25 protein-coding genes are annotated in these 22901 nt (G+C 65.8%); 10 read left to right on the forward strand and 15 right to left on the reverse strand.

Annotation, left to right across the window (positions count from 1 at the left end):
* Positions 1–51: 51 nt before the first annotated feature.
* The 5 genes from nirB to MWU77_RS09805 all read right to left on the reverse strand — a co-directional run bounded on the left by nirB (position 52) and on the right by MWU77_RS09805 (position 7548).
* Positions 52–2586, reverse strand: a complete 2535-nt coding sequence (gene nirB, locus MWU77_RS09785; RefSeq protein ID WP_247273545.1) for a nitrite reductase large subunit NirB — start codon at positions 2584–2586, stop codon at positions 52–54.
* A 50-nt stretch (positions 2587–2636) separates the two neighbouring features.
* Positions 2637–4067: a NarK/NasA family nitrate transporter gene (locus MWU77_RS09790; protein ID WP_247273546.1), complete on the reverse strand. Its 1431-nt coding sequence runs from the start codon at positions 4065–4067 to the stop codon at positions 2637–2639.
* 144 nt (positions 4068–4211) lie between these two features.
* Complete coding sequence (locus MWU77_RS09795; protein ID WP_169685901.1) at positions 4212–5066, reverse strand: TIGR02569 family protein; 855 nt, start codon at positions 5064–5066, stop codon at positions 4212–4214.
* Between the two features lie 139 nt (positions 5067–5205).
* Positions 5206–6408 carry an adenylyltransferase/sulfurtransferase MoeZ gene (gene moeZ, locus MWU77_RS09800; protein WP_374229844.1) on the reverse strand — a complete coding sequence of 401 codons (1203 nt, stop codon included), beginning with the start codon at positions 6406–6408 and terminating at the stop codon, positions 5206–5208.
* 63 nt (positions 6409–6471) lie between these two features.
* A complete protein-coding gene (locus MWU77_RS09805) occupies positions 6472–7548 on the reverse strand; it encodes a DUF3152 domain-containing protein (RefSeq protein WP_374229845.1) in 1077 nt (358 codons plus the stop codon).
* A 211-nt stretch (positions 7549–7759) separates the two neighbouring features.
* Between MWU77_RS09805 and MWU77_RS09810 the strand changes: the two genes are divergently transcribed.
* Positions 7760–8422: a TetR/AcrR family transcriptional regulator gene (locus MWU77_RS09810; RefSeq protein ID WP_054719363.1), complete on the forward strand. Its 663-nt coding sequence runs from the start codon at positions 7760–7762 to the stop codon at positions 8420–8422.
* 87 nt (positions 8423–8509) lie between these two features.
* On the opposite strand, the gene MWU77_RS09815 is transcribed toward MWU77_RS09810, so the two are convergent.
* Together MWU77_RS09815 and MWU77_RS09820 are read right to left on the reverse strand one after the other, a co-directional pair.
* A complete protein-coding gene (locus MWU77_RS09815; protein ID WP_132470929.1) occupies positions 8510–8740 on the reverse strand; it encodes a DUF3107 domain-containing protein in 231 nt (76 codons plus the stop codon).
* 46 nt (positions 8741–8786) lie between these two features.
* A complete protein-coding gene (locus tag MWU77_RS09820; protein ID WP_247273547.1) occupies positions 8787–9491 on the reverse strand; it encodes a ferritin-like fold-containing protein in 705 nt (234 codons plus the stop codon).
* A 202-nt stretch (positions 9492–9693) separates the two neighbouring features.
* On the opposite strand from MWU77_RS09820, the gene MWU77_RS09825 reads away from it, so the two are divergent.
* Positions 9694–11370, forward strand: a complete 1677-nt coding sequence (locus MWU77_RS09825; RefSeq protein WP_247273589.1) for a DEAD/DEAH box helicase — start codon at positions 9694–9696, stop codon at positions 11368–11370.
* 4 nt (positions 11371–11374) lie between these two features.
* On the forward strand, positions 11375–12607 hold the full coding sequence (locus tag MWU77_RS09830) for a hypothetical protein (protein ID WP_169685895.1): 1233 nt from the start codon (positions 11375–11377) through the stop codon (positions 12605–12607).
* 35 nt (positions 12608–12642) lie between these two features.
* Here MWU77_RS09830 and MWU77_RS09835 read toward each other — a convergent pair whose 3' ends face one another.
* Positions 12643–13443 carry an AAA family ATPase gene (locus MWU77_RS09835; protein WP_169685894.1) on the reverse strand — a complete coding sequence of 267 codons (801 nt, stop codon included), beginning with the start codon at positions 13441–13443 and terminating at the stop codon, positions 12643–12645.
* Positions 13444–13553: 110 nt separating this feature from the next.
* Between MWU77_RS09835 and MWU77_RS09840 the strand changes: the two genes are divergently transcribed.
* A complete protein-coding gene (locus MWU77_RS09840) occupies positions 13554–14024 on the forward strand; it encodes a GNAT family N-acetyltransferase (protein ID WP_169685892.1) in 471 nt (156 codons plus the stop codon).
* Here MWU77_RS09840 and MWU77_RS09845 read toward each other — a convergent pair.
* A complete protein-coding gene (locus MWU77_RS09845; RefSeq protein ID WP_169685890.1) occupies positions 14004–14477 on the reverse strand; it encodes a hypothetical protein in 474 nt (157 codons plus the stop codon). The two genes, MWU77_RS09840 and MWU77_RS09845, sit on opposite strands and share 21 nt — an antisense overlap.
* Before the next feature lie 47 nt (positions 14478–14524).
* Here MWU77_RS09845 and MWU77_RS09850 point away from each other — a divergent pair, with 47 nt between their 5' ends.
* Positions 14525–15487 carry a diacylglycerol kinase family protein gene (locus tag MWU77_RS09850; RefSeq protein WP_169685887.1) on the forward strand — a complete coding sequence of 321 codons (963 nt, stop codon included), beginning with the start codon at positions 14525–14527 and terminating at the stop codon, positions 15485–15487.
* 6 nt (positions 15488–15493) lie between these two features.
* Here the strand turns inward: MWU77_RS09850 and MWU77_RS09855 are convergent, their stop codons facing one another.
* Positions 15494–15694 (reverse strand): hypothetical protein, encoded by a 201-nt coding sequence (locus MWU77_RS09855; RefSeq protein WP_169685885.1) that lies wholly within the window; start codon positions 15692–15694, stop codon positions 15494–15496.
* Between the two features lie 17 nt (positions 15695–15711).
* Here MWU77_RS09855 and MWU77_RS09860 point away from each other — a divergent pair, with 17 nt between their 5' ends.
* Positions 15712–15966, forward strand: coding sequence for a WhiB family transcriptional regulator (locus tag MWU77_RS09860; RefSeq protein ID WP_132470936.1), 255 nt, complete (start codon positions 15712–15714; stop codon positions 15964–15966).
* Positions 15967–16078: 112 nt separating this feature from the next.
* Here MWU77_RS09860 and MWU77_RS09865 read toward each other — a convergent pair whose 3' ends face one another.
* Both MWU77_RS09865 and MWU77_RS09870 read right to left on the reverse strand, forming a co-directional pair.
* Positions 16079–17551 (reverse strand): PAS domain-containing sensor histidine kinase, encoded by a 1473-nt coding sequence (locus MWU77_RS09865; RefSeq protein WP_169685883.1) that lies wholly within the window; start codon positions 17549–17551, stop codon positions 16079–16081.
* 17 nt (positions 17552–17568) lie between these two features.
* Positions 17569–17784 carry a biotin/lipoyl-binding carrier protein gene (locus tag MWU77_RS09870; RefSeq protein WP_169685882.1) on the reverse strand — a complete coding sequence of 72 codons (216 nt, stop codon included), beginning with the start codon at positions 17782–17784 and terminating at the stop codon, positions 17569–17571.
* Between the two features lie 103 nt (positions 17785–17887).
* On the opposite strand from MWU77_RS09870, the gene MWU77_RS25115 reads away from it, so the two are divergent.
* On the forward strand, positions 17888–17962 hold the full coding sequence (locus MWU77_RS25115; protein WP_022597109.1) for a 50S ribosomal protein bL37: 75 nt from the start codon (positions 17888–17890) through the stop codon (positions 17960–17962).
* 113 nt (positions 17963–18075) lie between these two features.
* On the opposite strand, the gene rsrA is transcribed toward MWU77_RS25115, so the two are convergent.
* Entirely contained in the window at positions 18076–18354 is a 279-nt protein-coding gene (gene rsrA / locus MWU77_RS09880) for a mycothiol system anti-sigma-R factor (protein WP_169685880.1), read from the reverse strand.
* Positions 18351–19001, reverse strand: a complete 651-nt coding sequence (locus MWU77_RS09885; protein WP_169685878.1) for a sigma-70 family RNA polymerase sigma factor — start codon at positions 18999–19001, stop codon at positions 18351–18353. Before MWU77_RS09885 ends, rsrA begins: the two co-directional genes overlap by 4 nt.
* 236 nt (positions 19002–19237) lie before the next feature.
* On the opposite strand from MWU77_RS09885, the gene ybaK reads away from it, so the two are divergent.
* Positions 19238–19735, forward strand: coding sequence for a Cys-tRNA(Pro) deacylase (ybaK, locus tag MWU77_RS09890; RefSeq protein WP_169685876.1), 498 nt, complete (start codon positions 19238–19240; stop codon positions 19733–19735).
* Positions 19736–19758: 23 nt separating this feature from the next.
* Here ybaK and MWU77_RS09895 read toward each other — a convergent pair whose 3' ends face one another.
* Complete coding sequence (locus tag MWU77_RS09895; RefSeq protein WP_169685874.1) at positions 19759–20505, reverse strand: SOS response-associated peptidase; 747 nt, start codon at positions 20503–20505, stop codon at positions 19759–19761.
* 79 nt (positions 20506–20584) lie between these two features.
* Between MWU77_RS09895 and aroA the strand changes: the two genes are divergently transcribed.
* Positions 20585–21871 (forward strand): 3-phosphoshikimate 1-carboxyvinyltransferase, encoded by a 1287-nt coding sequence (gene aroA, locus MWU77_RS09900; protein ID WP_169685872.1) that lies wholly within the window; start codon positions 20585–20587, stop codon positions 21869–21871.
* Positions 21838–22857, forward strand: coding sequence for a ribosome small subunit-dependent GTPase A (gene rsgA / locus MWU77_RS09905; RefSeq protein WP_169685870.1), 1020 nt, complete (start codon positions 21838–21840; stop codon positions 22855–22857). The genes aroA and rsgA overlap by 34 nt, the downstream gene beginning before the upstream one ends.
* The last annotated feature ends 44 nt before the right edge of the window (positions 22858–22901 follow it).

The raw sequence follows: 22901 nt of genomic DNA on the forward strand, positions 1-22901 counted from the left end.
CTGCGGTGTTTCGACCGCGTTACCCCGCGGTTCCCGCCGGGTAATCACGGCCTACCCCGCATCCGCGGCCCTGATTGCAGGCATTCCCATCAGAACAGGGACCTTACGTGCACCGGATTCATCGAACTGCACGGTGGGATCGGCCTCGTCGGGAGCATTGACGAACGAGACGAATCGGGCCAGCTTCTCCGGGTCCTCGAGTACGCCCGCCCACTCGTCCTTGTAACCGGCGACGTGTTTGGCCATCGACGCCTCGAGTTCGTCACCGATGCCGAGACTGTCCTCGCAGACGACGGCCTGGAGGTGTTCGAGCCCACCGTCGAGTGCATCGAGCCACGGTGCGGTGCGCTGGAGCCGATCAGCGGTCCGAACGTAGAACATGAGGAACCGGTCGATGTACTTGACGAGCGTCTCGTCATCGAGACCACCGGCGAGCAACTGAGCGTGCTTGGGCGACTGGCCACCGTTGCCACAGACATAGAGGTTCCATCCGCCCTCCGTGGCGATGATGCCCACATCCTTTCCTCGGGCCTCGGCACATTCGCGCGCGCACCCGGACACACCGAACTTGAGCTTGTGCGGAGACCGCAATCCCCGGTACCGGTTCTCGAGGTCGACGGCCATGCCCACCGAGTCCTGCACACCGTAGCGACACCAGGTCGAGCCGACGCAGCTCTTGACGGTCCGCAGCGACTTTCCGTAGGCCTGACCGGACTCCATACCCGCGTCGACCAGCCGCTTCCAGATCTGCGGCAACTGCTCGACGCGGGCGCCGAACAGGTCGACGCGCTGGCCACCAGTCATCTTCACGTAGAGCCCGAAGTCGCGGGCCACCTCGCCGATCACGATGAGCTGCTCCGCCGTGCATTCACCGCCGGGCATCCGCGGCACAACCGAATAGGTGCCGTTCCTCTGGATGTTCGCGAGGAAATGGTCGTTGGTGTCCTGCAGGCCCGCCTGGCTGCGATGCAGGATGTGGTCGGAGTCCGTCGAAGCGAGGATCGAGGCGACGACCGGCTTGCAGATGTCGCAACCACGGCCGGTACCGTGGCGCTCGATCAGCGTCGAGAACGTGCGGATCCCCGTGGCCTGCACGATCTGGAACAACTCGGCGCGGGACTGTTCGAAGTGCTCGCACAGCGCCTTCGACATCTCCACACCCGACGACGCGAGCAGCTGTTTGACGGTGGGAAGACACCCGCCGCAGGTGGTTCCAGCGTTGGTACACGCCTTGATCTGCGCGATATCGCATGCGCCCTCGGCGATCGCCCCGCAGATCGCACCCTTGCTGACGCCGTTGCACGAGCACACTTCGGCATCATCGGGCAGTGCTCCCGCTCCCGGCTTCTCGCCGGCCGGTGAGATCAGCGACGCCGGGTCACCGGGTAGTTCACGCCCCACGAGGGGTCGCAACGATCCGTACGCCGACGCATCACCGACCAGAATGCCACCCAGAAGGACCTTGGCATCGTCCGAGACGACGAGCTTCGCGTAGGTCCCTTTGGCGGAGTCCGACAGCACCACCTCGAGCGCGCCGGGGGTCCGTGCGTGCGCGTCGCCGAAGCTCGCGACGTCGACGCCGAGGAGCTTGAGCTTGGTCGACATGTCTGCACCGGGAAACTCGGCGTCGCCACCGAGCAAACGATCGGCGACGACCTCGGCGGTGCTGTACCCGGGCGCGACGAGGCCGTAGCAGACGCCGTCGACGGCGGCTACCTCACCGATCGCATACACGGTCTCGTCGTTGGTACTGCGACACGAGAGGTCGGTGAGCACACCGCCACGGCCTGCGAGCTCGAGTCCGGCCTCCCGCGCCAGATCGTCACGGGGACGAACGCCCGCCGAGAACACGACCAGGCCTGCGTCGATCGTGCTGCCGTCGGACAGCGACACCCGCAGGCCCGCGGTCGTCGTCTCGATCTTCTCGGTGGCGACTCCCGTGTGTGTAACGAGACCGAGGCCCGTGACGAGCCGATCGAGCACCTTGCCGCCGCCCTCGTCGACCTGGGCAGGCATGAGCCGGTCGTTGTACTCGACGACGTGTGCGGTCAGGCCCATACCGCGCAGGGCGTTCGCCGCTTCGAGCCCGAGCAGGCCGCCCCCGACCACCACCCCGTCGGCGCTGCCTCCGGTGGCCTCGGCGGCGGCGACCGTCCGTGCTGCGGCGTCGCGGATCCCGTCGAGGTCGTCGAGGGTCCGGTAGACGAAACAACCGGTCAGGTCGTGGCCGGGTACAGGCGGAACGAACGCGTAGGAACCGGTGGCGAGGACGAGCGCGTCGTAGGGCAGGATTTCCCCGTCGCACGTGGTGACGGTGCGCGCCGATCGGTCGATCGACGCGGCACGCGTCCCGATCCTGAGATCGACGAGATCGTCGCCGCGGTAGTCGTTGCCGGCAAGAGCAAGTTCCTTGCGGTCCCACGAACCGACGTACGACGACAGACCGACGCGGTCGTAGGCGGGCTCTGTTTCCTCGCACAGTACGGTGATCGACCAGGCATCCTGATCGTCGCGGGCGCGCAGCGCTTCGACGAAACGGTGGCCGACCATACCGTGACCGGCGACGAGTACGTTCTTGCGGCTCATGGTTGTTCACTTTCTCTTCGTGCAGGTGGTGCTGGTGCTGGTGATGCCGGTCAGGGGGTCGCAGCCGGCTCGTGTGCTGCGGCCTGTCGCGGCACGCGCAGGAAGACGCTCCAGGTCACGACGATGCAGACCAGATAGAAGGCTCCGAACACCCAGAAGGCCATCGTCGCGGACTGGGCCTCACCCGAGTACGAGGCCCGGAGGACCAGGTTGATGCCGACTCCGCCGAGACCACCGATGGCACCGGCGAATCCGATGAGCGCACCAGCCATGCTGCGCGACCATGCTGCTTTTCCGGCTCGGTCGAGATGCTCGAGGCCCTGCGCCTTCGCTTCGAAGATCGACGGGATCATCTTGTAGACCGAGCCGTTGCCGAGTCCGGACAGAAGGAACAGTGCGACGAAGCCGAGGATGAATGCGACCATGACCCCGCCGGATGCGGCGCCTTCGGTGGCGTCGTCGACGGTTCCCGCGACGATGAGGACGCCGGCGGCGAGCGCCATGGCGACGAACGTCCAGACGGTGATGCGTCCCCCACCGATCCGGTCGGCGAGTTTTCCGCCGAGCGGTCGGGCCACCGAGCCGAGCAGTGGGCCGATGAAGGCGATCTGCGCGGCGTGAAGGGCTGCCTGTGCAGGGGTGTCGCCCCCGGCGAGGAAGTTGATCTGCAGCACCTGCCCGAATGCGAAGCTGAATCCGATGAACGAACCGAAGGTGCCGATGTAGAGGAAGGAGACGACCCACGAGTCGCTGAACTTCAGGCACGCGCCCATCGCCCGGAGATCGGCGCGCTGGTCGCCGAGATTGTCCATGAACAGGGCTGCGCCGAGGGCTGCACCCGAACAGAGAACCAGGTAGATAGCGCAGACGATCCACGGTGCCGTGTTGCCCACTGTCGCGATGACCAGCAGGCCGATCAGCTGGATCACGGGGACGCCGATATTGCCTCCACCGGCGTTCAGACCCAGTGCCCATCCCTTGAGTCGCTGCGGATAGAACGCGTTGATGTTCGTCATCGACGACGCGAAGTTTCCGCCACCGACACCCGCGAGGGCCGCGACCAGCATGAATGTGGTGTAGGAGTGGCCGGGGTTCAGCATCAGATACAGCGTGGCCACGGTCGGGACGAGCAGGATCAGTGCGCTGAAGATCGTCCAGTTGCGCCCGCCGAACTTGGCGGTGGCCACCGTATACGGGATGCGCAGGACAGATCCGACGAGGGTGGGCACTGCGACGAGGAAGAATTTGCCTGCGGCATCGATGCCGTAGATCTCGGTGGGCATGAACAGCACCATCACCGACCAGATCGACCACACCGAGAAGCCGACGTGTTCGGCGATCACCGACCAGATCAGGTTGCGCTTGGCGACGTCCTTGCCGCCGGCCTCCCATGCGTCGACATCCTCGGCGTCCCACTTGTCGATGTAGTGTTTGCGCGCGAACTTGCTTCGCAGCGGCTCTTTTTCGAGTGCAACACTCACGCCGGCCACCTCTCTCAGGTTTCTGATGAACCCAAGGTATGGAGCGGGTGTTGCCGCGGTGCTGCCCGCGGTGACTGGAAAGTCAAGAGTTCCTCACCGGCCCCCGATGTCCGGTGTGAGGGTGTGTCCGGTGTGGGGGCGGCGTCAGAGGAGCAGGCGCACGAGGTCAGTGGTGTGTGCGAGACCGGGGAACGCTTCCTCGGTGGACCGCGGGTGCAACGCGTGCACGGCAAGACGGAACATCGCCGCGCGCAGGAGCATCTGCGGCCATTCCGGCAGATCCTCCCACCGGCCGATCAGTGCGTCGTCGGCCCCGCCCCACGACAATGCGTCGACGACGGCCACCGCCGCGGCCCACGACGCCGGTCGCCAGTAGGGAGTGATATCGGTCAGCCCCGGAGCAGCCCGTCCCGCGAACAACACCGTGCCGAACAGATCGCCATGGACGAGCTGATCCGGAAGGTGGACGGGCTTGCGAAACGTGGCGAGCTGGGCGATCAGGTCGAGACTCTTACGTCCGTCAGGGGTGACCGTTTCCGGCGCACCGGCGGCACGTGCCGAACGCAGCGGCACCGTCTCCCACGCGGCGCGGTCCGCCGCGACGAAGACGTCGACGTCCGCCCACGGTGCGACCGGAGGTTGCATCAGGAATCGAGGACGCTCGAGCTGGGATGTGGCTGCGTGCAGCCGTAGCGACAGGGACACCACTTCGTCGTGTCGAGGTTCGGATGTGCCGACGATGTAGGTGTCGGCACGCCAGCCGGAAACCACGTAGCGTCCGTCGGTTGCGCGGACCGGACGGGCCAGCCGCACTCCGTCCACGGTGAGGGTTTCCCGGACTTTCGCCGACCACGCTGCACGTGCATGGTCGGCGACCCTGGACAGGACCACATCTCCACATCGGTATCCTCCGTCCCAGTCCGCCCCGAGCGGGACCGGCTGGACATCGCGGAGACCGAACGTGGAGCACACGTGTTGCGGGGGTTCGAGCGAACTCACGTGGCCAACCGTACCGCCGGCATGCGGCACCCTAGGGAAGGCGCCCCGACCCTCAGGTCACAAGTTGACACCGATCCGCCGTGCGATCTTGCGCCTCTGCGCAAGAGCCGGGCGCCGGTTGAATCGCCACCCACCGTCGTCAGTACAGCGGAAGGGATGTGTCCACCTGCTGGGCCCAGGCCACCACACCGCCCTGCAAGTGACTCGCGTCTGCGAATCCGGCCCGTTTGAGCACAGCGAGCGCCTCTGCCGAACGGATGCCTGTTTTGCAGTACAGGACGAGCGGTGTGTTCTGGGGTAGCTCGGCGAGCGCGTCGCCGGACAGGATCCGATCTTTCGGAACGAGTCGCGCCCCCTCGATGCGCACGATCTCCCACTCGACGGGTTCGCGGACGTCGATCAGCGCAACGTCTCGCCCCGAATCCATCATCACCCGCAGCTCGCTCGCGGTGATCGTCGCATCTGCCCCCGCCGCCACCGCATCATCCGGCACGATCCCGCAGAACTCCTCGTAGTCGACGAGTTCGGTCACCGGTACTCGCCCGGGGTCACGGCGTAGCGTGACGGTTCGGAAGTTCATGGCGAGGGCGTCGTAGATCATCAGCCGGCCCAACAGGGGGTCGCCGATGCCCGTGATCAGTTTGAGCGCCTCGGTGGCCATGATCGTGCCGACGGTCCCGGGGAGGACACCCAGCACACCACCTTCTGCGCACGACGGCACCATGCCCGGGGGCGGAGCTTCGGGATAGAGATCGCGGTAGTTGAGTCCGCGTCCACCGGGAGCATCCTCCCAGAACACCGAGATCTGCCCTTCGAACCGGAAGATCGACCCCCACACGTACGGCTTCCCGGCAATGATCGCGGCGTCGTTGACGAGGTAGCGGGTCGCGAAGTTGTCGGTGCCGTCCAGGATCAGGTCGTACTGCGCGAACAGCGCCACGGCGTTGCTCGAATCGAGCCGCTCCGGATGCAGGCGCACCGTGATGTTGTCGTTGATGGCAAGGATGCTGTCGCGCGCGCTCTCGCCCTTGGAACGCGCGACGTCCGCCTGCCCATGGATGATCTGCCGCTGCAGGTTCGAAGTTTCGACGTGGTCGTCCTCGACGATGCCGATGGTGCCGACACCGGCTGCCGCGAGGTAGAGCAGCGCTGGCGAACCGAGACCTCCGGCACCGATGAACAGAACCTCGGCGTTCTTGAGCCGTTTCTGTCCCGCGACCCCGACATCGGGAATGATCAGGTGCCTGCTGTATCTCGCGATCTCCTCACGGGTCAGTTCACCTGCGGGTTCCACCAATGGCGGTAGGGCAAGGTTCGGTTCCACCGACGGCAGTGTGGTCACGATCTCCTCCTCTGCGGGTACGCCGCCGATTGTCCCACCGTCGACGACCTCACTCCGAAGTGGTCATGCTCCGCGGGGAAACGGCCACGGGTTGAATCGGCAGACCTTCCCATCTGCGGGAACGATCCCTTCGGGGTCCAGTCGGGAGATATCGTCGTTCGAGGTGCCGTACGTCTGCTGCATCATGATCGGCGCGAGCCCACCGTCGGTGGTGCACCCTTCGTGTGCGGCGTAACCCACCGCGTGCCCCACCTCGTGGTTGATCAGGTACTGGCGGTAGGAACCGATGTCGCCGTCGAACGCCACTGCTCCACGAATCCAGCGTGGCTCGTTCACGAAAACACGTTCGACGCCGGGATTGAAGCACGAGCCTTCGAGTTCGATGTCGAATCCGCAGAACTGCCGGAGGGTGATCTGAGAGGTGAGTGAGATCCGGAAATCCGGCGTCTCACTGTCGACCCGCCTGAATGCGAACGCGCGGTCGGCCGTCCAGCTCCTCGGATCGGCAAGCGTCTCGTCGACCATCTTCGCGAACGCATCGTCTCCGCCGTACGCGGTGGTATCGACACCGTCCTCGATCTCGACCGTGTAGGTGAAAACCTGCCGCTCGCCGAAGCCGGCCTGCTCGGTGACCCCCGGAACCATCCGCCAGGTGCCTGCACCGCGCTCGGTGAAGGCGCCTCCCTCGGGCAGCGCGCCGGATTCCAGGCCGGCCGGGAAGCTTCCGTCCGCGAGGGGCGAATCGACGACGGTGGCGTCGGCCACAACCTCGGTACTGTCGTCGCCGCCCGCGCCCGCACCCATTGCGTCGCCCTGCACCGCATCCCACACCACGAACACGGTCACCGCGGTGAGCACCGGTACTGCGTAGGCGCGCCACCCGTACCGCGCGACGAAGCGCCCGAGCCGGCTCTGCTTGCGCACATCTCGCGCCGGTCGAGGCCTGCGCGGCGGACGACGGTCGCCTTCGACCGGATCCCACTGCGCCCGGAGCGGTTGCCTCGATCCTGGATGCGGACCTGCACCCTCGGGTGACCGGCGCAGATGAGGACGGGAGTCCTGTGATTGCTGCGAGTCCTGCTGCGGCAGGGCCGAGCCGTGCGCTGTGCGGGTCGTACGTGCTCCTCCTCGGTCGATCACGGTTGCCAGAATGTCACACCGCGGTCGATCGGACGGGCTGTCCGTGACGGGTCCTCACTTCTCACGCAAGCACCTACAGCACGATTCGAAAAGGCGGATACTCGACGGTAGGGCCGTCCGCCTGCATCGACACCGACCTGTAACCTGCAGAGATGATTCGCGTCGACGTGGCAATGGTCACGATCGTCGCTTGTGCAGATTGGGAGCAAGCATGACCGAAGTCGCCGCACGAGCCTCGGGACGAGGAAACACCAACGGCACGAAACGGGGCTCTCGCATGCCGAGGGACGAGCGACGCGCTCAGTTGCTCGAGGCTGCCAGTGAAGTGTTCGTCACGCGGGGTTACCACGCCGCAGGCATGGACGAGATCGCCGACTGCGCCGGGGTCAGCAAGCCGGTCCTGTACCAGCATTTCCCCGGCAAACTGGAGCTGTACTGTGCTGTTCTCCAAAATTACGTCGACATCCTGATCAACGGGGTCCGGCAGGCCCTGCGCTCGACCACCGACAACAAGCAGCGCGTCCGTGCCGCGGTCCAGGCATTCTTCGATTTCGTCGACAACGACAGCCAAGGTTTCCGGTTGGTCTTCGAATCCGATCTGATGGGCGAGCCCCAGGTAGCGCATCGCGTGGAGCAGGCCACCGAGGCATGCGTCGACGCCGTGTTCGACCTCGTTGCCCACGATTCGGGTCTCGATCCGTATCGTGCGCGCATCCTCGCGGTGGGTCTCGTCGGTACGAGCCAGTTCACGGCACGATACTGGCTCGATGCGGCACGGCCTATTTCCAAGGACGACGCAGTCGACACCACCGTCGCACTCGCCTGGGGCGGCCTCAAGCACGTCCCCTTGCAGCCCGAGCTGCAGAAGCGCTGACGCCCGCACCGGCGGATACGCCTCTGGATACGCTGAAGGGGCCGGAACGCACCCGAGTGCGTTCCGGCCCCTTCAGCGCTATCGACGTCAGTTCGCGGCGAAGCCGACCTTGCCTGCGGTACCGGGACCGATGTCGACGTAGGTGACCTTCGTGGCCTGCACGAGGACCTTGCGGCCCTTCTCGTCGACCAGCGCGAGTACACCCTTGTTTCCGCCGTTCAGGGCATCGGTCACGAGCGCCTCCACCTCGTCGGGTGTCTGTTCGCTGACGATGACGATTTCGCGCGGGCTGTCCGCGACACCGATCTTGACCTCCACGAAAGACCTCCGAGATTCTCAGGCTGGACTGCTTGTCCTCGTCAGGTTAGTGCAATCCGAGCACTGCCATCCGCTTGGCGTGCTCGACCTGCATACGATCGATGAGTGCCGCGATGTTGGACAGGTCTCCCGACGCGAGAATGACGAGTTCGGCCAGTTCTTCGCGCTGCGCGAGCACGTACTGAGCCTGCGTGATCGCCTCACCCAGCAGACGCCTGCCCCACAACATGAGCCGGTCCTTCTGCGTACTGCTGCGTTCGACGACCGACCTGACCTCATGCACTACGAACTCCGAGTGTCCCGTCTCGGCGAGCACTCCGCGCACCACGGTGGCAACCTGCGGATCGAGCATGTCGGCGATCTCACAATAGAAGTCGGCCGCGATCCGGTCACCGACATAGGCCTTGACCAACGACTCGAGCCACGTCGAGGGTGTTGTCGACTCGTGATAGGCGTCGAGCACCTGATGGTAGGGCTCCATCGCCTCGTAGATGTCCACACCTCGCTCCTCGAGCGCTGTGCGCAAGATCTCGAAATGCCCCATCTCCGAGGTCGCCATCTGCGCGAATGCGACCTTCCCCTGGAGCGACGGCGCAAACGCCGCTTCGTCGGCGAGCCGGTAGAACGCTGCGATCTCACCGGCTGCGAGCACCGAGAACAATTCCGAGACACCCGGATGATCTGCCGGTAGAGGCGTCGCAGGCGAAGACAGGCGAGGTTCTGCCGCGGACGGCGATGTTTCGGCTCCCATGACGACAAAGCGTAGTACTACCTCGGCGAACGCGCCCCTAGCGGTACAATGGGCTCAGAAGACCGCGCATCGAGCCGCTCACCGTGGCCCGCGGTCTTCGACGATAATGTGCGCGCACCCGTTTGAGGATCGCTGCCGCGCTCGCGGGCCCGTCTACACGCTCGCGTGAATTCGCAGGCCGGTCGCCTTGTCCACCTCGTGCGTGCGTGCCGAGACCAGGAAGGCCAGACCCCTGAGCAAGATCACCATCGACCACGAAGACGACGCAAGCGAGAACACCGTCTCCGCACAACTCGACGACACTCACATTGCCCCCACATTCGCCGAACTCGGTGTTCGCGACGAAATCGTCCGGGCGCTGTCCGAGACGGGCATCGAACGTACCTTCGCCATCCAGGAACTGACACTGCCGCTCGCACTCGCCGGCGACGACCTCATCGGCCAGGCCCGCACCGGCATGGGCAAGACGTTCGGATTCGGCGTGCCCCTGCTGCATCGCGTCACCACCACGGCCTCCGGCACTGCTCCGCTCGACGGCACGCCACGCGCGCTGGTCATCGTCCCGACCCGCGAGTTGTGCATCCAGGTCACACAAGACCTCGAGAACGCATCGAAGTACCTGCCCGGCAGCGGCAAGAAGGGCCTCGAGGTCCTCGCCATCTACGGTGGCCGCCCTTACGAGCAGCAGATCGACCAGTTGAAGAAGGGTGTCGACGTCATCGTGGGCACACCTGGTCGTCTGCTCGACCTCGCCAACCAGTCACACCTGATTCTCGGCAAGATCGGTGTGCTCGTGATGGACGAGGCCGACGAGATGCTCGACCTCGGGTTCCTCCCCGACATCGAGCGGATCCTCGGGATGGTCCCCGACAAGCGCCAGACGATGTTGTTCTCGGCAACGATGCCCGGGCCGATCATCACCCTCGCCCGCACCTTCCTCACCCGGCCGACGCACATCCGTGCCGAGGAACCCCAGTCCTCCGCGGTGCACGAGCGCACAAGCCAGCTCATCTACCGGGCTCATGCCCTCGACAAGGCCGAGCTCGTCGCTCGCGTCCTCCAGGCCGAAGGCCGCGGCGCGACGATGATCTTCACCCGCACCAAACGGACAGCGCAGAAGGTCGCAGACGATCTCGCCGAACGCGGTTTCGCGGTGGGCGCGGTCCACGGCGACCTCGGTCAGATCGCCCGCGAGAAATCGCTCGGACGGTTCCGGGACGGCAAGATCGACGTTCTCGTCGCCACCGACGTCGCCGCACGTGGCATCGATATCGACGACGTCACCCACGTCATCAACTACCAGTGCCCCGAAGACGAGAAGACGTACGTACACCGGATCGGCCGCACGGGTCGTGCGGGTCGCACGGGCATCGCCGTCACACTGGTCGACTGGGACGATGTCCCGCGCTGGCAGCTCATCGACAAGGCCCTCGGCCTCGGCATACCGGAGCCTGTCGAGACGTACTCGAGCTCTCCGCACCTGTTCGAGGACCTCGGTATCCCCGAGGGATCGACGGGCCGGATTCGTAAGCCCGCGACCACCCGCACCGAGACCGAGGGCGGCCCGGGCGACCGTCCTGCTCGTAGCGAGGGCCCGACGCGACCCAAACGCACACGGACCCGTCGTCGCACGGTGCGCGGCAAGGTTGCCACCACCGCGAGCACCGAACAGGCGGATACCGCCGCAGCCGAGGCTCCGACGGCGACTCCTGCCGGTTCCGACGCCGGCACAGGTGAAACCACTTCCGATGGCTCCGCTTCGGCCGGCCGCAGACGCCGCAGGCGCCGCCGCAAGCCGGCCGAAGGCGACGCCTCCGCGAGCACGCCGTCGAACGCCGACGACGTGACGAACGCAGTGTCGAGCAACTCGGCCGGCTAGCCACGTGCTCGCGCCCGAACGTCGCACGCGGGCCGACCTGATCATTGCAGCGATACTCGTTGCCGCCGTCCTGGCGGCGGCGAGTGTCGTGTGGCTGCGGTCGGACGCACGCGGGACCACGTCGATCACCTGGGACGGGGCGACCAGCGCCCCTCCTGTCGCGAAGTTCGTGCCCGACACCCTCGCAGAGTCGTGGCGCGCGCGAAGTGCTGCGACGGCACATGCCGTCGTGATCGCCGATACCGCTGCCACTGCCGACGGCGACACCGTTGTCGGCCGTGACCTGCAGACGGGCGTCGAACGATGGAGCTACCGACGCGACCGCCCCCTGTGCGCCGCGATCGGAGCCTGGGGGCACATCGTGTCGGTCTACAACGACCCCCGTGGATGCGGCCAAGTGACAGCGCTCGACGCAGACACCGGTGCCCGTGGAGCACAACGTTCGAGTGATACCGACAGCGAGGTGCGTCTCATCGATACCGGGACACACTTGATCGCACTCGGCGACACGCGCCTGGAGATGTGGCGGTCGGATCTGGTGCGCACGGTCGAGTACGGCCGGGTCGATGCTCCGGTGAACCCCGGCGCACAGCCTCGCAGCGGCTGCGCGCTCCGTTCTGCGGACGCAGACAGCAGTCACCTCGCAGTTCTCGAGCAGTGTTCCAAGGAGCCGGCCGCGCGGCTGACGCTGCTCGACACCACGCCCGAGGACAGCCAGAAACCCGAGGAATTCGCATCCTCGATCCTGCCTGCCGCGGTGCCGGACGGCGCCGCGCAGATAGTCGCGGTGGTCGACGACCACACCGCGGTCTATCTCCCTGCCGGCCCCGATGGCGGTGCACGCCTCGAGGTGTTCGACGGCTCAGGTTCGGCAGTCGACCGATACGAGTTGCCGCAGGTGACGAAATCCGGAGTGGACACCGGTCCGGCGGACAAGTTCGACGATCTGCTCCTGTGGTGGACGGGTACCGACACGATCGCGCTCGACACCGAGGATTTCACGCCGCTCTGGACCGTCGAGGGCACGCTCGGGCACGGCTCCGAGATGGCCGGATCGGTGCTGCTGCCGGTCGACGACGCGATTGCGGTGGTCGATCCGGTCAGCGGCGAGATCGCCCGGACCATCGAGGTCGACCGCGACACGGACGCCACGGTCTCGTTGTCCGTCGCGGGCGAGACGGTTCTCGAACAGCGAGGAGACGACGTGGTCGCGCTGACCGAAAGCGGTCGACGTTGACGCAGCCGATCCGCCGTTGCTGATCGGTTTCCGGCCTACGCCTCGGCCTGGACGGCGAGCGTGGCCGGCTTCGCACCGCTCGTCCAGCACGCCAGCAGGTTCTCCGCGAGTTCCCGGTATGCCTGCGCACCCTTGTTCTTGCGCCCGGACAGCACCGTCGCGCCCGACGCCGACGCTTCGGCGAACCGCACGGTCCGCGGAATCGGGGGTGCGAGGACAGGCAGGCCGTACCGATCCGACACGTCGGCGAGCACGTCACGGCTGTGCGTGGTCCGCGCGTCGTACAAGGTCGGTAGGGCTCCGAGCATCTCCAGATCCGGGTTGGTGATCTGCTTCACCTCGTCGACGGTGCGCAGTAACTGCCCGACGCCTCGGTGCGCAAGGGTCTCGCACTGCAGCGGTACCAGGACCGAGCGGGCGGCGGTCAGGCCGTTGAGGGTGAGGACGCCGAGGGACGGCGGACAGTCGACGATGATGACGTCGTAATCGTCCTCGGTCGCGGCAAGAGCGCGCCTGAGGACGTACTCGCGTCCGGGACGCATCAGCAGCAGCGCTTCCGCCCCCGCGAGGTCGATCGTCGCGGGCAGCAGTGTCAGCCCCTCCCCCGTCTCCAGGAGCACTTGCCCGATCTCGGCGTCGCCCATGAGCACGTCGTGCACAGATCGCTCGAGCCGATCCGGGTTGTGTCCCAGGGAAAATGTCAGACATCCCTGCGGGTCGAGATCCACCACGAGGACGCGCTGCCCGAGATCCACCAGGGCAGCGCCGAGTGACGCGACAGTGGTCGTCTTGGCGACGCCACCTTTCTGATTTGCCACCGCAAGTACTGTTGCCACGCGTCGATCCTCGCTCATTGAGGCACCGCGCGCGAGACTTGACGAATCCACGGTTGCCCGGGCGAATCACCGGTGCGCCGTTCGACACGACACCAGGAGGCACCACGCCCGTGATCCGCCGCGCCCGTCCCGACGACATCACCGCTGTCACCGACCTGATCTACGCCCTCGCCGAGTACGAACACGCGCGGGAACTGTGCACGGTGGTTCCGGAGCAGGTCCACACCGCGCTGTTCGGGCCGGACCCCTCGGTATTCGCTCACGTCGCAGAAGAACCAGGCGGCTCGGTGGTAGGCGTCGCGCTGTGGTTCCGGAATTTCTCGACGTGGGACGGCGTACACGGCATCTACCTCGAGGATCTCTTCGTCCTCCCGGAGCACCGAGGCGCGGGATACGGGCGCGGCCTGCTCGCGGCCCTCGCCCGCGAGTGCGTCGAACGCGGTTACACACGTCTGAGTTGGTCTGTGCTGGACTGGAACGAGCCGTCCATCGGTTTCTACCGATCGCTCGGCGCGGAGCCTCAGGACGAGTGGACGACCTTCCGGCTCAGCGGAGAAGCATTACGTGCGCTCGGAACCTGAACCGCTGCCGGCACCTGTGTCGGTGTCCGATTCCGGCGGTGCGTCCGGTGCATAGTCCTGCGCGAGCCATCCGGTTGTCGCGGGTGCGAACAGCAACACCAAGGCCGGAATCACGATCACTGCCATCAACGTTCCGAGCAGGGGCTGATGCGAGTCGGTGAGCAGCGACCACACCACCGGCAGCAGAAGGATCTGTGCAACGACCGCTACCGCTCGACCCCACCGCACGCCCCGCAACAACGCGATGCCGGCGGCCAGGACACCACCGAACAACAGTCCCAGCCACATCGCGAACCCGTAGCCGTTCGTCACCGACTGGTCGTGTTCACCCGATGCAGCGCGGAAGATCGAGTACACCGCGAACCCCATCGCCACTGCACCCTCGAGAACGACGAGTATGCCGGCGATACGGACCGTCGACGGAATGGCACTGCGGGAAGATTCGGTGGTCACCCGGCCAGCGTAGTGGACCCGACCAGGACCACTTAGGCTGATCTTCCGTGCGTGCACTGCTGATCGTGAACCCCAACGCGACGACGACCACACCGGCCGGTCGCGACCGACTCGCTCACGCTCTGGCAGGCCGGGTCGCGCTGACCGTGGCGCATACGACACACCGCGGGCATGCTGCGGACCTTGCCCGATCTGCGCACGCCGACGGTATGGACGTGGTCATCGCTCACGGGGGCGACGGCACGGTCAACGAGATCGTCAACGGGATGCTCGGCGACCCGTCCCCTCGGACCGCAGATCCCTCGATGCCTCTGCTCGCTGTGGTTCCCGGCGGTTCGGCGAATGTATTCGCGCGCTCGTTGGGGATCGCCGCCGATCCGATGGAGGCCACCGAGCAACTGCTGACGCTGCTCTCCGAGCGGTCCCGCCGCCGGATCGGGCTCGGATTCTGCGAGGACCGCTGGTTCGTGTTCAACGCGGGCCTGGGACTCGACGCTCAGGTGTGCGAGGCCATCGACCTGTCGCGGTCTTCCGGAAAGAAGGTCACGTCCGCGCGGTACGTGAGGCACTCCGTCAAACAGTTCTTCGAATCGAAGAAGGTGGCGCCCGCGCTGGCGCTCGAGATTCCCGGCCGTGATCGCGTCGACGGTGTGTACTACGTCTTCGTGTCGAACTCGAGTCCGTGGACCTTCCTCGACAAGCGACCGGTGCACACCAATCCCGGCACGTCTTTCGATACCGGACTGGGTGTATTCGCCATGACCACCACTCGGGTGGCTGCGAGCCTGAGAGTGGTACGTCAATTGCTGGCCCCACGCGGCGAACCGGAATCCCCGCATCTGATTCGTGTCGACGACACCCCGCGGGTACGGGCAGTATCCACGCGCCCGATCGGACTTCAGGTCGACGGCGATTACTTGGGAATGCGAACCGACGTCGAATTCGTTTCGGTTCCGGACTTACTGGACGTAGTGGCCCCGGCGTCTGAAACCAAGCGGGAAATTCTGTGATTCGTCTTACATCACCGCTGGCCAGGGTGTAAAAATGTACTTCGAGAACAACGCGGCATCAATGTCGGCGTGAGCTTCCCCACGGTCGTGGTCGATTCTATTGACTTCACGCTCGTTCGTGAAAGCATTCACAAGTAACTCCGCGGAAATACTTCGCGACTCCAGCATGAACTCGACAAGACCATCATCCGGTGCGCGCAGCACCATCGAAGGAGAGTAGAAGCATGGACTGGCGCCACAAGGCCATCTGCCGCGACGAGGATCCGGAACTGTTCTTCCCGGTGGGAAACAGCGGCCCGGCGCTCGCGCAGATCGCTGATGCCAAGCTCGTGTGCAACCGCTGCCCGGTCACCACCGAATGTCTCTCGTGGGCACTCGAGTCCGGCCAGGACGCCGGCGTGTGGGGCGGTATGAGCGAGGACGAGCGCCGCGCGCTCAAGCGTCGCAACGCACGGACCCGGGCACGCACCGCTGTCTGATATGACTCCTGCCTGAGGCATCGAAGTCCGACGCACGGCCCGGCACCACTTCGAGTGCCGGGCCTTTGTGCGCTCTGAGTCATGTTCTACGTCGGCTTCCACAAGTTGGTCGTCACGTCGGCCGCTTCCCCAGCGGCAGGCTCAGCCGGGCTTCCGTTCCCCCGGAACTGCTCGTTTCCAATTCGATCGACCCTCCCAACTCTGCTGCGACGAGAGTCCGGACGATCTGCAGGCCGAGACGATCGGAATCCTCGAGGCGGAAACCGTCGGGCAGCCCTTTGCCCTCGTCGTGCACCACCACATCGAGCACCCGAGCAGAACGGTGCGCCGTCACGGTCACCGTGCCGTGTGTACCCGGATCGAACGCGTGCTCGACGGCGTTCTGCACGAGTTCGGTGAGAACCATCACGAGCGGGGTCGCCCGATCTGCGGGAAACACGCCCAGATCGCCCTCTCGATGCACTCGTACCTGGCTGCCGACCGCCGACACATCGACGACGATCGGAATCAACCGATCGAAGACGTCGTCGAGATCCACTTCCTCGTCGACCGACATCGACAGTGCTTCGTGCACCAACGCAATCGACGTCACACGGCGGACAGCCTCGCCGAGTGCCTGCTGAGCTTCCCCGTTGCTCGTGCGGCGCGCCTGCAGTCGCAGAAGCGCCGCGACGGTCTGCAGATTGTTCTTGACCCGGTGGTGGATTTCCCGGATCGTCGCGTCTTTGCTCATCAGCGCACGGTCGCGCCGCTTGACCTCGGTGACGTCGCGGATGACGACCGCCGCGCCATCGATCCGGCCCCCAGGAGTCAGAACGAGGGCCCGGATCAGGACCGTTGCGCCGCGGGCCTCGACCTCCATGCGCTGCCCGTTGCGGCCCTCCACCGCGCTCCTCAGATAGTCGGAGACATCACGACTCTCGAAGGGGTCGCTGACCAGTGCCCGAGTCGTCTCGATCAGATCCTGCCCGCGTAGATCGGCGTTGAATCCCATGCGGTGATAAGCCGACAGGGCGTTCGGACTCGCGTAGACCACGCGCCCTTCCCGATCGAGCCGGATGAAGCCGTCACCGGCGCGGGGACTCGACTTCGTGTCGGAACGTGCCTCGGCAGTCGGGAAACTACCTTCACTGATCATCCGGTAGAGCGCATCGGCGCATTCCAGATAGGCGGTCTCCAGTGCGCTCGCCGACCGTCTCGACACGCGCGCGGCGTCCCGGCTGAGGACTGCCACGATGTCGTCGCCCCATCGCACCGGAACGGCCTGCCGCATGTTGATCGCATCGCCGGAACCGGGCTGCGCAGTGACGATCCGCCCCGTTTCGAACGCTTCACGTACGTACGGGTGCTCGTCGTCCGAGACGATGGTTCCCACCGCGTCCTCCGGCAGCACCGTCGAGGTCGTGGTCGGACGGCACTGGGCGACGCACACGATGCCTCCGGGCTCTGCACTCACCCACAACAGCACATCGGCGAACGACAGGTCGGCGAGCAACTGCCATTCCCCCACCACCCGCTGGAGGTGGTCAACGGCGGCGCCCGGCAGGTCGGTATGGGTTGCGAGCAGCGCGCTGAGCGTCGACACCGTCCGAATTTCCGTGCTCAGGAGATGACCGCGATGAGGTCACCCTGTTGGATGACGTCGCCGACCGAGACGTCGACCGAGGTCACGGTGCCCGCGTTCTCAGCGATCACCGGAATCTCCATCTTCATCGACTCCAGGATTACCAAGGTATCTCCCTCTGCCACCACATCGCCTTCACTGACAACCACCTCGAAGACGGTGGAGACCATTTCGGCGCGCACATCCTCTGCCATCGAAACCTCGATTCGCTGCTCCGGAGCCCGGACGGTGGACCTGCTGACAGGGCCACTCGACCGCACGTGGAACACTGTAATCAACCAGAAAGGAGATCCCACCATGGGTAAGCGAGGTCGCAAGAAGCGCAGCCGTAAGGGTAACGCCGCAAACCACGGCAAGCGTCCCAACGCCTGACACGTAGACAGACGTCGAGGGGGCCGGAAAGCACTGCTTTCCGGCCCCCTCGACGTCGAACTGCGCCTGCAGCAGAACTGCTGCAGTAGACAGCGTCGGAGGTGTCGTCCGTCCTAGTCGGATTCTCTGACGTTCACCACGACGGTTCTCCGGATCTCGATCATCAGGCGTTCCCGCAGCCCCTCCGGCGCGTGTTCACCCCCGCACTTGCGGCTGAGCAAGGCCTTGACCTTCTCCTCGATGCCGTACGTCTCCAGGCACGAACCACAGTCGTCGAGATGTCGTTGCAGTCGCGTTCTCGACGCTTCGTCGCACTCCGAATCGAGGAGCAGGTACACGTCTGCGATGACCGCTGAGCAGTCGAGTTGCTCGAAATCTGCCTGCTCGCTCACTGCGAGACTCCCTTCTGACCCTCGGTACCGATGGTGGTCACCTCGCCGGAGCCGCGCCCGCGGTGGAACCCGCGTTCACGCGCGACATCGGCGAGGAGGCCCCGAAGTTGCTTGCGACCCCGATGCAGCCTGGACATCACGGTGCCGATCGGGGTACCCATGATCTCGGCGATCTCCTTGTAGGGGAAGCCCTCGACATCTGCGTAGTACACAGCCATCCGGAAGTCTTCCGGAAGCTCCTGCAGTGCCGCCTTGATGTCGTCGTCGGGCAGTGCATCGAGCGCTTCGACCTCCGCGGACCGCAGACCGGTCGACGAGTGCTCGGCGGTGGCCGCGAGCTGCCAGTCGGTGATCTCGTCCGTCGGGTACTGGGCCGGCTGGCGCTGACGCTTCCGGTACGTGTTGATGTACGTGTTCGTCAGAATCCGGTACATCCAGGCTTTGAGATTGGTGCCTTCCCGGAACGATCTGAACGCCGAGAATGCCTTGATGTAGGTCTCTTGCACCAGGTCTTCGGCGTCTGCAGGATTGCGGGTCATCCGCAATGCGGCGCCGTAGAGCTGGTCGAGCAAGGGCATCGCATCCCGCTCGAACCGCTCGGCCAGTTGTTCTGCAGACTCCTCGACCACACCGATCCCTTCACTCATCCCCTCGGTGAAGGCTACCGGGCAGTCGGGATCCGGGCGGGAGGGACGGCGGGGAGGACTCAGTACTGGCACCGGTGCTCCGATCTACTCGCTTCGATATGGTTCGCTCGGCCGGACCGAACTCGTCGACCTGCGGCCCACGGGGATCAACAACGCTCCGGGGCGAGTTGTTCCCGAAACCCCGGATTCGCGGGCCTCCCGACGTCCTCTCGACATCCACTCCTAGGGTGATACTCATGGCCTCGACGTCGACACCTGCGACCACTCTGCTGAAGCGGGAGAAGGTCGAGCATCTGGTCCATGAATATTCGCACGACCCGAAGTCCGGCTCGTACGGCGCGGAAGCGGTGGACGTCCTCGGGGAGCGACTGGGGGTCGTTCCCGCGCAGATCTTCAAGACACTGGTGATCTCGTTGTCCGACTCGTCGCTCGCGGTCGCGGTCATCCCCGTCCCCGACATGTTGTCGCTCAAGGCCGCGGCGGGGGCACTGGGCGGCGGCAAGGCCGTCCTGGCCGAACGCACGGCGGCCGAACGCGCTACCGGGTACGTACTGGGTGGAATCTCACCGCTCGGTCAACGCAAGCGCTTGCGCACCGTTGTCGATGCCTCCGCGGCGCAGTGGGAGCGCGTGCTGTGCAGTGCAGGCAGACGGGGTCTCGAGATCGAACTCGCGCCCGCCGATTTGATCCGTCTCACCGACGCTGTGGTGGCACCCGTCACTTCGGGGCGCTGACGACCGGTCGATACCCGGGCCGTTCAGAGCAAGGCCAGCTGGTCACCGCTGCCGTCGTACGGTTCCACCAGTTCGGGCCCCTTGTTCCGAACACGGTTCACCTTGTCGGATACGCGCCGAATCTCGATTCCGGCGACCACCTCCGTGCTGGGCACGATCAGGTCAGGATGCCCGAGGCTGTCGGGGTCGAGCCACGCATCCCACCGTTCGGGAGGCATGATCAGAGGCATCCGTCGATGCACATTGCTCAGCTGCTCGATCGAATCCGCGGTGAGGATCGCAGTACTGAGCAATGGTGGTGCGTCGGGGGTGCGCGGATCACGCCACACCGCCCACACCCCTGCCATGTAGAGGCGTGAACCGTCTCCCTGCGACATGAAGTACGGAATCTTGCGGGTCTTGCCGCCGGACGCCGGTTCGAGCTGCCATTCGTACCAGCCGTCCATCGGTACCAGGCAGCGCTTGTAGCGGAGCGACTGTGAGAACGACGGTTTGCTCGCGACAGACTCGGAACGGGCGTTGATCAACGGCGCACTCGTGCCGACCTCCTTCGCGAAGGACGGCACCAGGCCCCAGCGCATCCGGCGGATTCTGCGTCGAGCGGCGCTCTCCGGATCGTCGCGATCGTGTCGTGCCACCACGGTGAGCACACCGGTCGTGGGTGCCACGTTGTACTCGGGCAGGATCTCTGCGTCACCCGTCTCGTCGATCGCGTCGAGCTCGGTTGCCAACGTCGCCGGATCCGCCGTGATCGCATACCTGCCGCACATGCCACGAGTGTGTCAGCCGAACCCTGTACCTCGCCATTTCGCCGCACCGGACCATCCGCAGTCGAGGTCCGCCCGGTCGATGGGCGAAGATGGTCGGGTGAGCCTGTGGAGAGCACCTCGAGCCGTGAACCCGATCGACGCGTCTGTTGCCCTGCCCGGATCGAAGTCGATCACGAACCGCGCCCTGATCCTGGCTGCACTGGCCGACGGGACGTCGACGATCACCGGGGCATTGCGCAGCCGCGACACCGACCTGATGATCGAGGCCGTGCGCGCGGTCGGTGCCACCATCACCGAACGCGACGGGGGCACGACACTCGAGGTCACACCCGGCACGTTGCACGGCGGTTCGGTCGAGTGCGGCCTGGCAGGCACGGTCATGCGGTTCGTACCGCCGTTGGCTGCGCTGGCCGACGGCGACGTGCACTTCGACGGCGACGAACAGGCACGGGTCCGTCCGATGGGCACTGTCCTCGACGCGTTACGTGGCCTCGGCGTCGACATCGACGGCGACGGACTTCCGTTCACCGTACGAGGCGAGGGCAGAGTACGCGGCGGCAGTGTCACCATCGATGCATCCGGGTCCTCACAGTTCGTCTCGGGTCTGCTGCTGTCGGCCGCTTCCTTCGACACCGGTGTCGTCGTGCATCACGACGGCAAGCCGGTGCCGTCGATGCCGCATATCGAGATGACCGTCGAAATGCTTCGGGCGGCAGGGGTTTCCGTCGACACGTCCGAGGCGAATACGTGGCGGGTCGCGCCGGGCACGATCAAGGCCCACGACGTGACGGTCGAACCCGATCTGTCGAACGCCACACCGTTCCTCGCCGCCGCGGCAGTCACCGGCGGCACCGTCTCGGTGCCGCTGTGGCCTACGAGCACCACCCAGGCCGGGGATGCGATCCGCGGCATTCTCGAGCAGATGGGCGCCGACGTGTCATTGGCCGACGGTGCCCTCACCGTGTGCGGACCGCAGCAACTCGTCGGCATCGACGTGGACCTGCACGACGTCGGAGAGTTGACTCCCACCGTCGCTGCGCTCGCCGCGTTCGCGACCACCCCGTCGCACCTGCGCGGGATCGCTCACCTGCGTGGCCACGAAACCGACCGGCTCGCCGCTCTCACCGCCGAGATCAACGGTCTCGGCGGATCTGTCAGCGAGACCGATGACGGCCTGCGAATCGAGCCGACGCCGCTCCGCGGTGGTGTGTGGCGGTCGTACGCGGATCACCGGATGGCCACAGCCGGCGCGATCATAGGTCTCGTGATCGACGACGTCGACGTCGAGGACATCGGCACGACAGCGAAGACGCTGCCCGGCTTCGAGGCGCTGTGGGGATCGATGTTGACGGGAGTGCGCTCCTGAAACGGCGGCAGTACGACGAGTCCGATGTCCGGGTCCGCCCGGGCAGAGGTTCACGTCCGCGTACCAAGGATCGACCGGCCCACCGCGATGCGATGGACGGAATGGTCGTCTCCGTCGACCGCGGTCGATGGGGTGTGGTCCTCGGCGGCGACCCCGAACGCGCTGTCACCACGATGCGCGCCCGCGAACTGGGCCGGACTCCGATCGTTGTCGGCGATCAAGTGGGCGTGGTCGGTGATCTGTCGGGCCGTCCCGATACGCTTGCCCGGATCGTGCGCGTCGACGACCGCACCACGGTGCTACGTCGCACCGCGGACGACACCGACCCGTACGAACGGGTAGTGGTTGCCAACGCCTCACATCTGCTGATCGTCGTCGCGCTTGCCGATCCTCCCCCGCGCACCGGTCTCGTGGAGCGCGCACTGGTGGCCGCGTTCACCGGCGGGTTGACGCCGGTGCTGTGCTTGACGAAGAGCGACCTGGCCGATCCCGACGAGTTCGCCGCACACTTCGCAGACCTCGCCGTTCCGGTGATGCTCGTCGGGCAGGACAACGACCTCACTGAGCTGACCGCACTCCTGCACGGCCGTGTCACGGCGCTGATCGGCCATTCCGGGGTGGGTAAGTCGACCCTGGTGAATCGGCTGGTCCCCGACGCCGCACGCGCCACCGGTGTCGTCTCCGGGGTCGGCAAGGGACGTCATACATCCACGCAGTCCGTTGCACTGCCGCTCCCCGACGGCGGATGGGTCGTCGACACACCGGGTATCCGGTCGTTCGGACTCGCACACATCGAACCCGACGACGTCGTCGGCGCATTCTCCGATCTTGCGGTCGCCGTCGAGCAGTGCCCCCGCGGGTGCACCCATCTCGGACCGCCGGCAGATCCCGAATGTGCCCTCGACAAACTCGAAGGCCAGTCGTTCCGCCGCGCGATGGCCGTGCGGGAACTGCTGGCCGCGCTCGCCACCAACGACTCCTGGTGAGCTGAGCTACGCACCAGAGCCCGGCTTCGTCGAAACGAAGCCGG

This window comes from Rhodococcus sp. F64268 (genome assembly GCF_023015605.1).
Taxonomy (GTDB): domain Bacteria; phylum Actinomycetota; class Actinomycetes; order Mycobacteriales; family Mycobacteriaceae; genus Rhodococcus.

Excerpts from the sequence above, each read along its gene's own strand:
- nirB (WP_247273545.1), bottom strand. The coding sequence starts at position 2,586 with ATGAGCCGCAAGAACGTACTCGTCGCCGGTCACGGTATGGTCGGCCAC.
- MWU77_RS09810 (WP_054719363.1), top strand. The coding sequence starts at position 7,760 with ATGACCGAAGTCGCCGCACGAGCCTCGGGACGAGGAAACACCAACGGC.
- MWU77_RS09820 (WP_247273547.1), bottom strand. The coding sequence starts at position 9,491 with ATGGGAGCCGAAACATCGCCGTCCGCGGCAGAACCTCGCCTGTCTTCG.
- MWU77_RS09855 (WP_169685885.1), bottom strand. The coding sequence starts at position 15,694 with ATGGTGCTGCGCGCACCGGATGATGGTCTTGTCGAGTTCATGCTGGAG.
- MWU77_RS09860 (WP_132470936.1), top strand. The coding sequence starts at position 15,712 with ATGGACTGGCGCCACAAGGCCATCTGCCGCGACGAGGATCCGGAACTG.
- MWU77_RS09870 (WP_169685882.1), bottom strand. The coding sequence starts at position 17,784 with ATGGCAGAGGATGTGCGCGCCGAAATGGTCTCCACCGTCTTCGAGGTG.
- MWU77_RS09885 (WP_169685878.1), bottom strand. The coding sequence starts at position 19,001 with ATGAGTGAAGGGATCGGTGTGGTCGAGGAGTCTGCAGAACAACTGGCC.
- ybaK (WP_169685876.1), top strand. The coding sequence starts at position 19,238 with ATGGCCTCGACGTCGACACCTGCGACCACTCTGCTGAAGCGGGAGAAG.
- MWU77_RS09895 (WP_169685874.1), bottom strand. The coding sequence starts at position 20,505 with ATGTGCGGCAGGTATGCGATCACGGCGGATCCGGCGACGTTGGCAACC.
- aroA (WP_169685872.1), top strand. The coding sequence starts at position 20,585 with ATGGGCGAAGATGGTCGGGTGAGCCTGTGGAGAGCACCTCGAGCCGTG.